The following is a 15,500-nucleotide window of genomic DNA, read 5'->3' on the forward strand; positions in this document are numbered from 1 at the left end:
GGGTGACGTGGCCGCAATGACCGCGGAGCGCGGATGTGCCGGGGCAGATCAATGCAGGCGCTGCGCCGCTTCCAGCCCCGAGCGCACGGCGCCTTCCAGCGTGGCCGGATAAGGCCCGGCGATGTAGTCGCCACAGGCGTAAAGGCCAGGCGCCACATCAGTGGCCGGACGCAGCAAGCCTGGCGTACAGGCAAAAGTCGCGCGTTTTTCCACGATGGTTTGCACCACCTGCAAGGTGTCCAGGCCCAGTTGCTGGGCCGCCTGCGCCAGCACCTGCGCGGCAAGCGTCGCGCCATCGCCCGTGCTGGCGCTGATCACAAAAGCCAGCAGGCCGGTGGGTCCGCCCAGTTGCCCGCGGTCGAACACAAATTGCGCGGGTGCGGTCGCATCGGCGGGTAAGGACAGCATGGGCTGCTCAAGGCGCACGCCTGCCGCCCAGGCGTAGACCGTGGTCAGCGCTTCGTGTTGAAGGCCTTTCACCTGCGCCAGCCAGTCGCCGGGTTGCAGGCCGCTGTCTTCCGCAAGCCGCGCCGCTTCATGGGGCGGGCAGGCCAGCACCACGCAGTCGAAGGCTGCGCTGATGTCGGTGTTGACCACCCAGCTGGAACCGAGGGGCGCAATGGATTGCACGCGGGCGCCCAGCCGCACGGTGCTGCCCTGGGCCGCCAGCCAGCGCAGGGCGGCGTCGGGCAGCAGCGCGCTGAGGTCGGCGCGCGGCAGCAAGAGGTTGGAACCGCCGCTTTCCGAAAACAGCGAGTCGTGCATAACGCGCAGGAAAACCTGGCCGCTGGCCCGCTCTGCAGGGGTGTTCAGCGCCGAGACGCAGAGGGGCTCGATCAATGAGGCCATGGCACCGGGTGACAGGCTGCGGCACAGGTCGGCCACCGACACGCCGGGGTCGCACTTGAATTTCGCGAGCTGCCAGCCAACGGCGACCTTGAGCATCGAAAGTTTGTCGGCCCAGGACCAGCCGCGCGCCAGGAGGATGCCGGCCAGCGCATCGAGGGGGGCCGGCAGTTGCGGAAGCTTCAGGCCGCTGCCGTCCGGAAACCGCAGCGTCAGCGGCAGCCGCAGCAAGGAAGTTTCTGCGTCGACACCCAGGTCCTTCATCAGGCGCAGCGTTTCGGCATAAGCGCCAATCAGGATGTGCTGGCCGTTGTCGAGCACGACCGGCTTGCCTGCCACAGTGCCGCCAACGCGGCGCGCCCGCCCGCCGGCGATGCGGGTGGCCTCAAACAACGTGACCTGATAACCCAGGCGCGTGGCCTCGACAGCCGCAGTGCAGCCGGCCCAGCCGGCGCCGATCACGGCGACTCTCATGACGGGCACGCTTGCAGGCCGGGGGTTGCGCGAGTTCCATACCAGCCGGGGCCGCGGGACTGGCTTTGCCAGACCGCAGGCGCAGCGCCCCCGCGGGGGGCTGCGAACCACACGAAGTGGGGAGCGTGGGGGCTCATTGGATTTTGCCGAAGGCCTGGGTCTTCCACGCTAACCAGAATTTGCGCAGCGGTGTGAGGCTGACGCGCTGGTGCAGCACCTGGTAGCCGTCGGCGGCGATTTCGCGCAGCAGGGTGCGGTAGATGCTGGCCATCATGAGGCCGGGTTTCTGGGCGCGGCGGTCGGCTTCGGGCAGCATGGCCAGCGCTTCGTCGTAAAGTGCCAGCGCGCGGTCGGTCTGGAATTTCATCAGCGCGCTGAAGCGGTCGGAGTACTGGCGCTTGAGGACCTCATGCGCCTTCACGTCAAATTGCTGCAGCTCGTTGACGGGCAGGTAGATGCGGCCGCGCATCGCGTCTTCGCCGACGTCCCGGATGATATTGGTGAGCTGGAACGCCAGGCCGAGTTTGTGCGCGTAGGCGGTGGTGGCTTCGTCGGTCTGGCCGAAGATGCGCGCCGCCACTTCGCCCACGATGCCGGCCACCAGGTGGCAATACTGCCGCAGGCCGGGAAAATCCAGGTAGCGGTTCTGCTCCAGGTCCATCTGGCAGCCGTCGATGACAGCCTGCAGGTGGCGCGCTTCGATGCGGTAAGTTGGGGCGTGCGGCATCAGCGCTTTCATCACCGGATGCGTCGGGGTGCCGGCATAGGCGTTTAGCACTTCGCCTTGCCACCAGGCGAGCTTGGTGCGCGCTACACCGGGGTCGGTGATTTCGTCGACGACGTCGTCGATTTCGCGGCAAAAGGCGTAGAACGCGGTGATGGCGGCGCGCCGTTCCTTGGGTAAAAACAGGAAGGCGTAATAGAAACTGCTGCCGGATGCGGCGGCTTTTTGCTGGACATATTGCTCAGGCGTCATACGGTAATTGTCACATGGGACTTGTTGGCCGGATGGGTATCAGGATGCTTTGGGGGCAGTGCGTTCGGCGACGTAAAGCTTCAGCGCAAGCACCAAGGCAATCAGGACGACCCAGACGATCAATACATCGCCGAATTGCCAGAAGAGCCAGAGCGGAGAGCCTAATTGACCCAGCAAGGGCAGCAGGAACGGCTGCAGCCGCGGTGTCCAGAAACCAGGCCTGGACATGCAGGCCGATACCAGGGGATCGAAGCTGCCCGGATTGCATCCGAGGGCCTGCAGTATTTCGCGCGATACATACGTGCTCAGGAAGGGCGTGCCGAAGGCGATGCAAAACGCAATCAACCCCAGCAGCAGAATCCAGAAGCTGGATTGCAGAAAACGGTGCAAGGCCCGCCGGAAGGAAATTGCTGCCGGGACAGGCGCACGCGAAGTGGTCACGGGCTTGCGGGGGTTCTGGGCGGCATGGCGGCTCCAGCCGATGGCAACCAGCCAGGCCAGGATGAGCCCCCAGAAACTGCGCAGCAGCATGAAGGGGTAGTCCAGCGGCGTCTCTGCAGACAAAAAGGGTGTGAGCCTTGAGGCCAACGCGTTCTGGAGGAAGGAACACGTTCCGGCTCGCGGGTCTGCATGGAATTGGCAATTGAGGGCGGCCAGGGCCTGCTCTGCAATGACGCCGCCGATCAGCGCGAAGCTGATGCAAAAGAGAAAGAGGCCCCACACCAGCGCGCGATGGAGTCCCGAAGGAGGCAGTTTTGCCGGTGGCGTTGCCATGTGGCTTTCTGTGGGTTTGTTGATAGATCTGTCCGTCCCCGGTGAGATCCGGTTGTTTGCCTACATGAACAGCGCACGCCAGCCCATCACCAGCACATCCCGGGGGCCCAGCTTGGGGCGCCGCTGCAGGGTATTGAATCCCTGGGCCTCGATCTTCTCAAGGATGCGCAAGCCGCCTTGCACCACCAGGCGCAACTCCCAGCCGCCGCGGCCCGGTATTCTTTTCGTGAGTGGCAAGCCTTTTAGCATCGTGGCCCTTGCAGAGCGTGCGCAAGCAGCTATCAAATTGATAGTAGAGGGGTTGGCATCCAGCGCCAGCAGCTGCGCTTCGTCAACGCCGTGGCGAGTCCAGGCATCGGCCGGCAGGTAAATACGCCCGCGCGGAATGTCCACGCTGAGGTCTTGCCAGAAGTTGATGAGCTGCAGGGCGGTGCAAATGCAGTCGCTCATGTGCAGCGAGGCGGCGTCATGGATGCCGTACAGGTGCAGCAGCAGCCGGCCCACGGGATTGGCCGAGCGGTTGCAGTAATGGGCCAGTTCGGCCTCATCGGCATAACGCTGCTTGACGACGTCCTGCTCAAAAGCGCTGAGTAAGTCAGCCAGCAGGTTTACCGGCAGCTGGAATTCCGCCATCATGGGCGCCAGCTGTGCAAACACCGGCGCCCAGCGAGACGAGGGCGCCAGGCCTGTGGAGGCGGCCACCAGGTCGGCGCGGTAGGCCGCCAGGTCATCCAGGCGTGCTTGCGGCGGGGCATCGCCTTCATCGGCGATGTCATCCGCCGTGCGGGCAAACCAGTAAATCGCCGCGATGGGCGGGCGCAGGCGCGGTGGGCACAGCAGCGAAGCCACCGGGAAGTTTTCATAGTGCGCCACACCCTGCAGAGACGGCGTCAGGGTGGCTGGCGATTGGGAGCCTTGGGTCATGCGGGCGATTGTCGCTTGACAAGCCCTGGCAATTACCCTAGATTACTAACCGGTCAGTCAGTAGCAGCTTCCTGACTCTTTTCCAGGCTCATTTTTTACCCTGCCATCCAAGCGGGTTTCATCCCGATCAGATCATGAACAAAACCGTTTTCTCCCTGGTGGGCGCCGCCGTCCTGCTGGCAGCCTGTTCCAAACCCGCCCCGCCAGAAGAGCCGGTTCGCGCCGTCAAGGTGATCACTGTCGGGACCAACGCCTTTTCATCGAGCCACGAATATGCCGGCGAGGTCCGCGCCCAGGTGGAATCGAGGCTCGGCTTTCGGGTTGCGGGGAAGATCATCAAGCGGCAGGCTGAACTGGGCCAGCGCGTCAAGGCCGGGCAAGTGCTTGCCAACCTCGATCCCCAGGATTACAAGCTCGCGGCCGATGCAGCCCGTGCGCAGGTGGCAGCTGCGGCCACCAACCGCGACCTTGCTGCTGCCGATTTCAAGCGCTACAGGGAGCTGAAAGAGCAGAACTTCATCAGCGGTGCCGAGCTTGAGCGCCGTGAAACCACGCTGAAGGCGGCCCAGGCGCAACTGGAGCAAGCCCAGTCCCAGCTGGCAGTGCAGGGCAACCAGGCAAACTACGCGGCGCTGGTCGCCGACGTGTCAGGTGTCGTCACCGCCATCGAGGCCGAGCCGGGCCAGGTCGTGACGGCCGGCGCGCCGGTGGTGCGGATTGCAGCGGATGGTGTGCGTGATGTGGTGTTCTCTGTGCCCGAAGACAAGGTGGCGGCGATCAAGGTCGGCTCGCCGGTCAGTATCCGCGTGTGGTCCCAGACCGCCGAATTGACCGGAAAAGTGCGCGAAGTGGCGGCCAGCAACGACCCCGTCACGCGGACCTACACCGTCAAGGTTTCTGTTGACGCGAAAGAACCGCCGCCGCTGGGCGCCACGGTGTATGTGGTGCCGCAGGCCGGCAGCGTGGTGGGTGCGCCGGTCATCAAGCTGCCGACAACGGCGCTGCGCCAGGAAGGCAAGGCCACGGCGGTATGGGTGGTTGACAAGGCCACCATGACCGTCAAGCCGCAACTCATTCAGGTTGCCACGGCAGACGGCAACGACGTGGTGGTGGCTTCCGGGCTGCAGCCCGGGATGATGGTGGTCAGCGCCGGCGTGCATGTGCTCTCACCGGGCCAGAAAGTCAGTATTTACCAGCCGAGTGTGGCTGTAGCCGGTGCCAGTCCTGCGCAAACAGCTATTAATTCCGTAGCAACACCTGTGGTGCCTGCGGCCCCTGTCACGGCGCCGGCTGCCGTTTCCGCAGCTTCTGCTGCGAAGTGAGGGCGGCATGACGCAACCCCACCCAGACAGCAGCAGCGCTGCCGGCGAACTGGCTTCGCCCTCGACCCGGTTCAACCTTTCCAAATGGGCGCTGGACCATCCGGCGCTCACCCGTTACCTCCTGCTGGTGCTGATGATTCTGGGCTTTGCCGCCTACTTTCAGCTCGGACAGGACGAAGACCCACCGTTTACCTTTCGCGCCATGGTGGTGCGCACCTACTGGCCGGGGGCCACGGCGCAGCAGGTGGCCGAGCAGGTGACCGACAAGCTGGAGCGCACGCTGCAGGAAGCGCCCTTCGCCGACAAGATACGCAGCTACTCCAAGCCGGGCGAGTCGCAGATCATTTTCCAGATCAAGGATTCGTCCAAGCCCGCGGACGTGCCCAACGTCTGGTATTCGGTACGCAAGAAGGTCGCAGACATGCGCGGCACCCTGCCCGGCGGTATCCAGGGGCCGTTCTTCAACGACGATTTCGGCGACGTTTATGGCGTGATCTACGCGCTGGAGGCCGACGGTTTTAATTACGCCGAACTCAAGACCTTTGCCGACGATGTGCGCCAGCAACTGCTGCGCGTACCCGACGTGAGCAAGGTTGAACTTTTCGGCGTGCAAGATGAAAAAGTTTTCATCGAAATCTCGCAAAAGCGCCTGGCGCAACTGGGGCTGGACCTGAACCAAGTGCTGGCGCAGCTGGGCCAGCAAAACGCGATTGAGTCGGCCGGGGCGGTTCAGACGCCGCTGGATGTCGTGCAGGTGCGCGTGGCGGGCCAGTTCGAAGTGATTGAGCAGCTGCGGGTGATGCCGATCCGGGGCAGTTCGGGCAACCAGCTACAACTGGGTGACATTGCCGAGATCAAGCGCGGCTATGTGGATCCGCCTTCCGTGAAGGTGCACCACCAGGGCAAGGAAGTGATTGCATTGGGCGTGTCCATGGGTAAGGGCGGGGACATCATCGCTTTGGGCAAGTCGCTGACCGCGCTCTCAGCCCGCATCGAGAAAACCCTGCCCGCCGGTATCAAACTGGTGAACGTGCAGAACCAGCCCAAGGCGGTGGCGACCTCGGTGAATGAATTCGTGCGCGTGCTGATCGAGGCCGTGGTGATCGTGCTGGCGGTCAGTTTCATCGCCCTGGGCTTTCACAAGCGGCCACACAACGGCCCCGGCCAGTTGCCGTTGTGGAAGCGCTATTACATCGACATGCGGCCCGGCCTGGTGGTGGGCATCACCATTCCCCTGGTGCTGAGCTTGACCTTTCTGGCCATGTGGTACTACGGTATCGGGCTGCACAAGATTTCGCTGGGCTCGCTGATCATCGCGCTGGGCCTGCTGGTGGACGATGCCATCATCGCTGTCGAAATGATGGTGCGCAAGATGGAGGAGGGCTACGACAAGGTGCGCGCCGCCACCTTCGCCTATGAGATCACCGCCATGCCCATGCTGACGGGTACCTTGATTACCGCCGCGGGCTTTTTGCCTATCGGCCTGGCCAAGTCCACCACCGGTGAATACACCTTCGCGATTTTTGCGGTGACCGTGATCGCGCTGGTGCTCAGCTGGATCGTTTCCGTGTATTTCGTGCCTTACCTGGGCACGCTGCTGCTCAAGGTGYCGCCGCATGTGCAGGAAGTGGCCGCGGGCCAGGACAGCCCGCACGAAATGTTCGACAGCCCGTTCTACAGCAATTTCCGCAAAACGGTGAACTGGTGCGTGCAGCACCGCTGGATCACGATCGGATCCACCGTGCTGATCTTCGCGTTGGGCATCGTGGGGATGGGCAAGGTGCAGCAGCAGTTCTTTCCCGACTCCAGCCGCCCTGAAATCATGGTCGACATCTGGTTCCCGGAAGGGACTTCCTTCGCCGCCAACGAGGCTACGGCCAAACGGGTTGAGGCGCGCCTGATGAAGGAAGAGGGCGTGAGCACGGTGAGCACCTGGATAGGCTCGGGCGTGCCGCGCTTTTATTTGCCGCTGGACCAGGTCTTTCCGCAGACCAACGTGTCGCAGATGATTGTGGTGCCTCAGGATTTGAAGGTGCGCGAATCATTGCGCATCAAGCTGCCGGCGCTGCTGGCCACCGAATTTCCCGAGGTGCGGGGCCGCGTCAAGCTGCTGCCCAACGGCCCGCCGGTGCCTTACCCGGTTCAGTTCCGTGTCGTGGGCATTGACCCGCTGGTGCTGCGCGAGCGCGCCGATGAAGTCAAGGCGGTGATGCGCGAAAGCGGCAACACGCGCGGCGTCAACGACAACTGGAATGAATCGGTGAAAGTGCTGCGGCTGGAAGTGGATCAGGCCAAGGCGCGCACGCTGGGCGTGACCAGCCAGTCGATTGCACAGGCTTCGCGCACCATCCTGGCAGGCACGCAGGTGGGCCAATTCCGTGAGGGCGACAAGCTGATTGACATCGTGCTGCGCCAGCCGCTGGACGAGCGCAACGCCATCACCGACATCGGCAACGCCTATCTGCCCACGGCGTCGGGCAAAGCGATTCCGCTGACGCAGATTGCCAAGCCGGTATTTACCTGGGAGCCGGGTGTGATGTGGCGCGAGAACCGCGACTACGCCATCACGGTGCAGAGCGACATCGTTGAAGGTCTGCAAGGCGCCACGGTGACGCAGGAGTTGATGCCCAAGCTCAAGGCGCTGGAAGCCAAATGGCAGGGCAATGGCATGACGGGCTACCGCATCCAGGTGGCTGGCGCGGTGGAAGAAAGCAGCAAGGGTTCGGTTTCCATTGTTGCTGGATTGCCGGTGGCGCTGTTTATCATCCTCACGCTGTTGATGCTGCAACTGCACAGTTTCAGCCGTTCGATCCTCGCCTTTCTGACGGGCTTCATGGGCATCGCAGGCGTGGCCGGAGCACTGCTACTGCTGAACCGGCCGTTTGGTTTCGTCGCGCTGCTGGGCGTGATTGCACTGTTCGGCATGATCATCCGCAACTCCGTCATCCTGATCGACCAGATCGAGCAGGACCGTGCCCGAGGCGTGCCCACCTGGGACGCCATCGTCGAATCCGCCGTGCGCCGGTTGAGGCCTATCGTGCTGACGGCTGCCGCCGCGGTGCTGGCGATGATCCCGCTGTCGCGCAGCGTGTTCTGGGGGCCTATGGCGGTCGCCATTATGGGCGGCCTGGTGGTGGCGACGGTGCTGACCTTGCTGGCTCTGCCTGCCATGTATGCAGCGTGGTTCCGTGTCAAACGGGAAGACGGGCAGGACATCAAGCCACAAGACAGCGCCAAGCCACTGCCGGCGTGATTCTCTCTGGCCGCCGGTTGCGGACGGAAAACCGGGCCCGATAACGGCTAAAATAGAGAGTTGACCGATTTCAAGCGGGGATTCGGAGGTTTTTCGGATTCCCGTTTTTGTTTCCGGCGCGCGGGTGGCGAAATTGGTAGACGCACCAGGTTTAGGTCCTGACGCCAGCAATGGTGTGGGGGTTCGAGTCCCCCCCCGCGCACCACCCTGAGACCTGTGGGCACCTGTTGCCCCGTGCGCTCAGCCGTTGCGGAAATCCCGCAACATGCCAGGTGAAAACCTGTTTTGACTATTTTTGATCTTAGGAACCATCATGGCCGTGACTGTTGAAACCCTTGAAAAGCTCGAGCGCAAAATGACGCTCACGCTGCCCGTCAACACCATCCAGTCGGAAGTTGACACCCGTCTGAAGAAGCTGGCCCGCACGGTCAAGATGGACGGTTTCCGTCCGGGCAAAGTCCCCATGAACGTGGTGGCCCAGCGTTATGGCTATTCGGTGCATTACGAAGTCATGAACGACAAGGTCGGCGAGGCTTTTGCCGTGGCCGCCAACGAAGCCAAGCTGCGCGTTGCCGGCCAGCCGCGCATCAGCGAAAAAGAAGGTGCGCCTGAGGGCGAACTGGTGTTTGACGCGGTGTTTGAGGTTTACCCTGAAGTCAAGATCGCCGACCTGTCGGGCGCCGAAGTCGAAAAGGTCAGCGCTGAAGTCAGCGACGCCGCCATCGACAAGACGCTGGATATCCTGCGCAAGCAGCGCCGTACCTTTGCCCAGCGCGCAGCCGATGCGCCGGCGCAAGACGGTGACCGCGCCACCATCGACTTCGAAGGCAAGATCGACGGCGAGCCTTTCGCAGGCGGCAAGGCCGAGGACTACCAGTTCCTGATCGGCGACGGGCAGATGCTCAAGGAATTCGAAGACGCCGTGCGCGGCATGAAAAGCGGCGAAAGCAAGACATTCCCCCTGAACTTCCCCGCCGACTACCACGGTAAAGATGTGGCCGGAAAACAGGCCGATTTCCTCGTGACGGTCAAAAAGATCGAAGCAGCTCACCTGCCCGAAGTCAATGAAGCACTGGCCAAGTCCCTGGGCATCGCTGACTCCACGGTCGAAGGCTTGCGCGCCGACATCAAGAAAAACCTCGAGCGCGAAGTCAAGTTCCGCCTGTTGGCCCGTAACAAGAACGCAGTGATGGACGCGCTGGTGGCCAACGCCGAACTCGACCTGCCCAAGTCCAGCGTCCAGGCCGAACTGGACCGCATGATCGAAGGCGCCCGCGCCGACTTGAAGCAGCGCGGCATCAAGGACGCCGACAAGGCGCCGATTCCCGAAGAAATCTTCCGTCCCCAAGCCGAAAAGCGCGTGCGCCTGGGCCTGGTGGTGGCCGAGTTGGTGCGCAGCAATGACCTGCAGGCCAAGCCTGAGCAGCTCAAGGCGCACATCGAAGAGCTGGCCGCCAGCTACGAGAAGCCGCAAGACGTGGTGCGCTGGTACCTGAGCGACAACCGCCGCATGGCCGAAGTCGAGGCTGTTGTGATTGAAAACAACGTGACCGACTTCGTGCTGGGCAAGGCCAAAGTCAGCGAAAAAACCATCTCCTTCGACGAGCTGATGGGCCAGAACTGATTCTTCAGCGCTATTGCTGACATTGGGGCTTGTGCTTTGCGGCACAGGCCCCAATTTCTTTGAGCTACGGCACAACGGCTCGCGAGTCTGTTGTCAGCCATCGCCGAAACTCCCTGGGGGAGTTTTTGGGTACAGTACAAACATCTCTGGAGAAAACATGATGGTCCGAAACAGTATTTACGGCGGCAGCTATACCGGCCCGCAAGCAGGCGCTCAGGATGCGCAAGGCCTGGGCATGGTGCCCATGGTCATCGAGCAGTCCGGCCGCGGCGAGCGCTCTTACGACATTTACTCGCGCCTGCTCAAGGAGCGCGTGATTTTCCTGGTGGGTCCGGTGAATGACCAGACGGCCAACCTGGTGGTGGCCCAGCTCCTCTTCCTGGAAAGCGAAAACCCGGACAAGGACATTTCCTTCTACATCAACTCCCCCGGCGGTTCCGTGACGGCCGGCATGGCGATTTACGACACCATGCAATTCATCAAGCCCGACGTTTCCACCCTGTGCGTGGGCATGGCGGCCAGCATGGGTGCTTTCCTGCTGTCGGCCGGCACCAAAGGCAAGCGCTTTTCGCTGCCCAACTCGCGCGTCATGATTCACCAACCATCCGGTGGTGCGCAAGGCCAGGCGTCGGACATTGAAATCCATGCCCGAGACATTCTCAAGACGCGGGATCAGCTCAATCGCATCCTGGCGGCCAATACCGGCCAGCCTATCGAAAAGATCGAGCGCGACACCGAACGTGACTATTTCATGTTTGCGGAAGACGCCAAAGAGTACGGGCTGGTCGACCAGGTCATTTCCAAGCGGCCCTGAGCGTCGAAAGTTCTTCAGTTGCACTGCAACAACGGCGTTTTCTGTAACAGAAACGCCGTTTTTTTATTGGTTATCATTAGGTAACAGTTCCCCCTTCAGGCTCCTTAAAGGCATCCCCCCAATGGCCGAGAAAAAAGGCTCCTCCAGCGAAAAGACTTTGCACTGCTCCTTCTGCGGTAAAAGTCAGCACGAAGTCAAAAAACTGATCGCTGGCCCTTCGGTTTTTATCTGTGACGAGTGCATCGATCTTTGCAACGAGATCATTCGCGACGAACTTCCCGCTGGTGACGACGTTCGTGAGACGCGCACCGACCTGCCCACGCCCTCAGAGATCAAGGGAACACTGGACGGCTATGTTATTGGCCAGGAACCGGCCAAGCGCACCCTTGCAGTGGCGGTGTACAACCATTACAAACGCCTGCGCCATAAGGAAAAAGCCAAAAAAGACGATGTGGAGCTGACCAAAAGCAATATTTTGCTGATCGGCCCCACCGGTTCCGGCAAGACCCTGCTGGCCCAAACGCTCGCGCGTACGCTCAACGTTCCCTTTGTGATGGCCGACGCTACTACGCTGACCGAAGCCGGTTATGTCGGTGAGGACGTCGAAAACATCATCCAAAAGCTGCTGCAGAGCTGCAATTACGAAGTTGAACGTGCCCAGCAGGGAATCGTCTACATTGACGAAATTGACAAGATTTCGCGCAAGTCCGATAACCCGTCCATCACGCGTGACGTGTCAGGCGAGGGTGTGCAGCAGGYGCTGCTCAAGCTGATTGAAGGAACGATGGCGTCGGTGCCGCCACAGGGCGGCCGCAAGCACCCCAACCAGGACTTCTTGCAGGTGGACACCACGAATATCCTGTTTATCTGCGGCGGTGCATTCTCAGGTCTGGAAAAGGTCATCGAGAACCGGACCGAAGCTTCCGGGATCGGTTTTGGCGCCGCCGTCAAGAGCAAGAAGGCCCGCAGCCTGACCGAAGCCTTCAAGGATGTCGAGCCTGAAGACCTGATCAAGTTCGGGCTGATTCCTGAGCTGGTCGGCCGGATGCCGGTCGTGGCGACGCTGGCCGAGCTCACAGAAGACGCACTCGTGCAAATCCTGACAGAACCCAAAAATGCCGTGGTCAAACAATTCAGCAAGTTGCTGGCCATGGAAGGGGTTGATCTGGAAATCCGGCCCTCCGCACTCAAAGCCATTGCCCGCAGGGCGCTGGCCCGTAAAACCGGTGCGCGCGGCTTGCGTTCCATCCTGGAGCAGTCGCTGATCGACACCATGTTCGACCTGCCGAATGCCAGCAATGTGGATAAAGTGGTGGTGGACGAGTCCACAATCGAAGAAAACAAAGCTCCCTTGCTTGTGTACCGTGAAGCGGCCAAGAAAGCCTGAACACCCCAAAAGGCTGGCCGGAATGCTTGAAAAGCGCCTCCTGCGCCCCATGTCTGGGTTGATTGTGTTTCGCCGGGCCATGCAACTGGCTGCCACGGCCAACGTTTAAGGTTTATATGTCCGGACAAACTTCATTGCCTTCCACCCCCATTGACCTTCCTCTCCTGCCTCTGCGGGATGTGGTGGTCTTTCCGCACATGGTGATCCCGCTGTTCGTGGGTCGCCCCAAGAGCATCAAGGCGCTGGAGTCGGCCATGGAAGCCGAGCGCCGCATCATGCTGGTGGCACAAAAAGCCGCTGCCAAGGATGAGCCTTCGGTGGAAGATATGTTCCAGGTGGGCTGTGTTGCCACGATCCTGCAACTGCTCAAATTGCCTGACGGTACCGTCAAGGTTTTGGTGGAAGGACAGCAGCGCGCCAGTGTTAACAAGATCGAAGAGGGCGAGCAGCATTTCACGGCCAATGTCACACCTGTTGAGCCGGTGGTGGTGATCGCCGGTGACAAGACCAGTGAGATTGAAGCTCTGCGCCGTGCCGTGATGCAGCAGTTTGACCACTACGTCAAACTGAACAAGAAAATTCCGCCCGAGATACTGACCTCGATTTCCAGCATCGACGATGCGGGACGCCTGGCCGACACGATCGCCGCGCACCTTCCCCTCAAGCTGGATGCGAAGCAGGTGATCCTGGATCTTGACAATGTCAAGGCCCGGCTAGAGAACCTGTACGAACAGCTTGAGCGTGAGGTCGACATCCTCAACGTCGACAAAAAAATCCGTGGGCGTGTGAAGCGTCAGATGGAAAAGAACCAGCGCGATTTCTACCTCAACGAGCAGGTCAAGGCCATCCAGAAGGAACTAGGCGAAGGCGAAGAGGGGGCGGACATCGAAGAGATCGAGAAAAAGATCAAGACCGCCAAGATGCCGCAGGAAGCCCGTAAAAAGGCCGAGAGCGAGCTCAAAAAACTCAAGCTCATGTCGCCCATGTCCGCCGAGGCGACCGTGGTGCGCACCTATATCGATGTGTTGACCGGCCTGCCGTGGAGCAAAAAGACCAAGATCAAGCACGACCTGGGCAACGCCGAGAACGTTCTTAACGAAGACCACTACGGTCTTGAAAAAGTCAAAGACCGTATTGTTGAGTATCTTGCGGTGCAGCAGCGCGTGGACAAGCTCAAGGCTCCGATCCTGTGTCTGGTTGGGCCTCCGGGGGTTGGTAAAACCTCCCTGGGCCAGTCGATCGCCAAAGCTACGGGCCGCAAGTACGTGCGTATGGCTTTGGGCGGCATGCGCGATGAGGCTGAAATTCGCGGCCATCGCCGCACCTATATCGGCGCCTTGCCGGGCAAGGTTCTGCAGAGCCTGACCAAGGCCGGCACGCGCAATCCGCTGTTCCTGCTGGATGAGATTGACAAGCTGGGCACCGACTTCCGTGGTGACCCCTCCAGCGCGCTGCTGGAGGTGCTCGACCCTGAGCAGAATCACACCTTCGGTGACCACTATGTCGAGGTGGACTTCGACCTGAGCGATGTGATGTTCGTGGCAACCTCGAACTCGATGAATATTCCGCCGGCCTTGCTGGACCGCATGGAGGTTATTCGCCTGTCCGGTTACACCGAAGACGAAAAGACCAGCATCGCGATGCGCTATCTGTTGCCCAAGCAGGTCAAGAACAACGGCGTGAAGGAAGAAGAGCTTGAAGTGCAGGAGCAGGCCGTGCGCGACATCGTGCGTTACTACACACGTGAAGCCGGCGTGCGCTCGCTTGAACGCGAACTCTCCAAGATCTGCCGCAAGGTGGTCAAGGGAATCCAGCTCAAGAAGATGACACCCAAGGTCGTCGTGACACCCGATAACCTCAACGATTTTCTGGGGGTGCGCAAGTTCAACTATGGCCGTGCCGAACAACAAAACCAGGTCGGCCAGGTGGTGGGGCTGGCCTGGACGGAAGTCGGCGGCGACTTGCTGACGATTGAGGCTGCCATGATGCCCGGCAAGGGCGTGATCACACGTACGGGATCGCTGGGCGATGTCATGAAGGAATCCGTCGAAGCCGCACGCACGGTGGTGCGCAGCCGCTCCAAGGTTCTCGGCATCAAGGACGAGATGTTCGAAAAGCGCGATATCCATATCCACGTACCGGACGGTGCGACGCCCAAGGACGGTCCAAGCGCGGGCGCCGCGATGACCACTGCTTTTGTTTCCGCGATGACGGGTATCCCTGTGCGTGGTGATGTGGCCATGACGGGTGAGATCACCCTGCGCGGCGAGGTCACGGCCATCGGCGGGCTCAAGGAAAAGCTGCTCGCCGCCTTGAGGGGTGGCATCAAGACCGTGCTGATCCCCGAGGAAAATGCCAAGGACCTGCAGGAGATTCCAGACAACGTCAAGAGCGGCCTGGAGATCGTGCCGGTGAAATGGATCGACCAGGTGTTGCAGGTTGCGCTCGAGCGCCAGCCTGTTCCGCTGACCGACGAGGAAGCCGCTGTTGTTGCGCCGGCTGCTGTGGTTCCGCCTGCGGAAGCAGCCGGTACGGTGAAGCATTAATGAGGCCTTTCGCAAAGTTTTTTGCGGCTTTTGGAAAAGCCCAAAAAACTGCGCTATAATTTGAGGCTGTAATCGCGGGAGTAGCTCAGTTGGTAGAGCGCAACCTTGCCAAGGTTGAGGTCGAGAGTTCGAGACTCTTCTCCCGCTCCAATTCAAAGGGCAGCACTTTAAAAATGCTGTCCTTTTTCATTGGGGGTTTCGTTGGATTATTGGGTAAAGCCGTCGGGCTTTATCAAGCAGACAGAATACGGCGCGGTAACAAAGCGGTTATGTACCGGATTGCAAATCCGAGTAGGTCGGTTCGACTCCGGCCCGCGCCTCCATCACAGCTCCCTGCAACCAGCCCCAGTTATGGGGCTTTTTTGTTTGACAATACGCTGCCGGCCGTTTGAAAACGGCGTTTGAGCCTGAGTGGTGAAATAGGTAGACACAGCGGACTTAAAATCCGCCGCTTCGTGAATAACGGGCGTACCGGTTCGATTCCGGTCTCAGGCACCACGATTGGGCGGCTCACCCACGCGCCGGGCGCGCTTTCGAAAACTGGGTAAGATAAATTCCAT

The 15,500-nt window shown here is 61.0% G+C and carries 10 protein-coding genes and 4 tRNA genes; 10 read left to right on the forward strand and 4 right to left on the reverse strand.

The window, feature by feature from the left end; genetic code table 11:
* Positions 1 to 48: 48 nt before the first annotated feature.
* The 4 genes from hpnE to hpnC form a co-directional block, all read right to left on the reverse strand.
* Positions 49 to 1,320, reverse strand: coding sequence for a hydroxysqualene dehydroxylase HpnE (gene hpnE / locus AC1DY9_RS02565; protein WP_477665731.1), 1,272 nt, complete (start codon positions 1,318 to 1,320; stop codon positions 49 to 51).
* A 133-nt stretch (positions 1,321 to 1,453) separates the two neighbouring features.
* A complete protein-coding gene (hpnD, locus tag AC1DY9_RS02570; protein ID WP_477665732.1) occupies positions 1,454 to 2,296 on the reverse strand; it encodes a presqualene diphosphate synthase HpnD in 843 nt (280 codons plus the stop codon).
* Positions 2,297 to 2,335: 39 nt separating this feature from the next.
* Entirely contained in the window at positions 2,336 to 3,070 is a 735-nt protein-coding gene (locus tag AC1DY9_RS02575) for a hypothetical protein (RefSeq protein WP_477665733.1), read from the reverse strand.
* Between the two features lie 60 nt (positions 3,071 to 3,130).
* Entirely contained in the window at positions 3,131 to 3,994 is an 864-nt protein-coding gene (gene hpnC / locus AC1DY9_RS02580; protein WP_477665734.1) for a squalene synthase HpnC, read from the reverse strand.
* 134 nt (positions 3,995 to 4,128) lie between these two features.
* Here hpnC and AC1DY9_RS02585 point away from each other — a divergent pair, with 134 nt between their 5' ends.
* The 10 genes from AC1DY9_RS02585 to AC1DY9_RS02630 all read left to right on the forward strand — a co-directional run bounded on the left by AC1DY9_RS02585 (position 4,129) and on the right by AC1DY9_RS02630 (position 15,438).
* Complete coding sequence (locus tag AC1DY9_RS02585; protein ID WP_457280295.1) at positions 4,129 to 5,316, forward strand: efflux RND transporter periplasmic adaptor subunit; 1,188 nt, start codon at positions 4,129 to 4,131, stop codon at positions 5,314 to 5,316.
* A gap of 7 nt (positions 5,317 to 5,323) precedes the next feature.
* The gene (locus AC1DY9_RS02590) at positions 5,324 to 8,569 is read left to right on the forward strand and encodes an efflux RND transporter permease subunit (RefSeq protein ID WP_477665735.1); all 3,246 of its coding nucleotides are present in this window, start codon (positions 5,324 to 5,326) and stop codon (positions 8,567 to 8,569) included.
* A gap of 118 nt (positions 8,570 to 8,687) precedes the next feature.
* Positions 8,688 to 8,774 (forward strand) — tRNA-Leu (locus AC1DY9_RS02595).
* 108 nt (positions 8,775 to 8,882) lie between these two features.
* Positions 8,883 to 10,193: a trigger factor gene (tig, locus tag AC1DY9_RS02600; protein ID WP_457280297.1), complete on the forward strand. Its 1,311-nt coding sequence runs from the start codon at positions 8,883 to 8,885 to the stop codon at positions 10,191 to 10,193.
* Positions 10,194 to 10,350: 157 nt separating this feature from the next.
* Positions 10,351 to 11,007: an ATP-dependent Clp endopeptidase proteolytic subunit ClpP gene (gene clpP, locus AC1DY9_RS02605; protein ID WP_457280298.1), complete on the forward strand. Its 657-nt coding sequence runs from the start codon at positions 10,351 to 10,353 to the stop codon at positions 11,005 to 11,007.
* Between the two features lie 121 nt (positions 11,008 to 11,128).
* Complete coding sequence (gene clpX, locus AC1DY9_RS02610; protein ID WP_477665736.1) at positions 11,129 to 12,394, forward strand: ATP-dependent Clp protease ATP-binding subunit ClpX; 1,266 nt, start codon at positions 11,129 to 11,131, stop codon at positions 12,392 to 12,394.
* A gap of 116 nt (positions 12,395 to 12,510) precedes the next feature.
* Positions 12,511 to 14,940 (forward strand): endopeptidase La, encoded by a 2,430-nt coding sequence (lon, locus tag AC1DY9_RS02615; RefSeq protein WP_477665737.1) that lies wholly within the window; start codon positions 12,511 to 12,513, stop codon positions 14,938 to 14,940.
* 74 nt (positions 14,941 to 15,014) lie between these two features.
* Positions 15,015 to 15,090, forward strand: a tRNA-Gly gene (locus tag AC1DY9_RS02620).
* 99 nt (positions 15,091 to 15,189) lie between these two features.
* Positions 15,190 to 15,263, forward strand: a tRNA-Cys gene (locus tag AC1DY9_RS02625).
* Positions 15,264 to 15,345: 82 nt separating this feature from the next.
* Positions 15,346 to 15,438, forward strand: a tRNA-Leu gene (locus tag AC1DY9_RS02630).
* Positions 15,439 to 15,500: the final 62 nt, after the last annotated feature.

It is taken from the genome of Polaromonas sp. P1_F6, assembly GCF_056405695.1.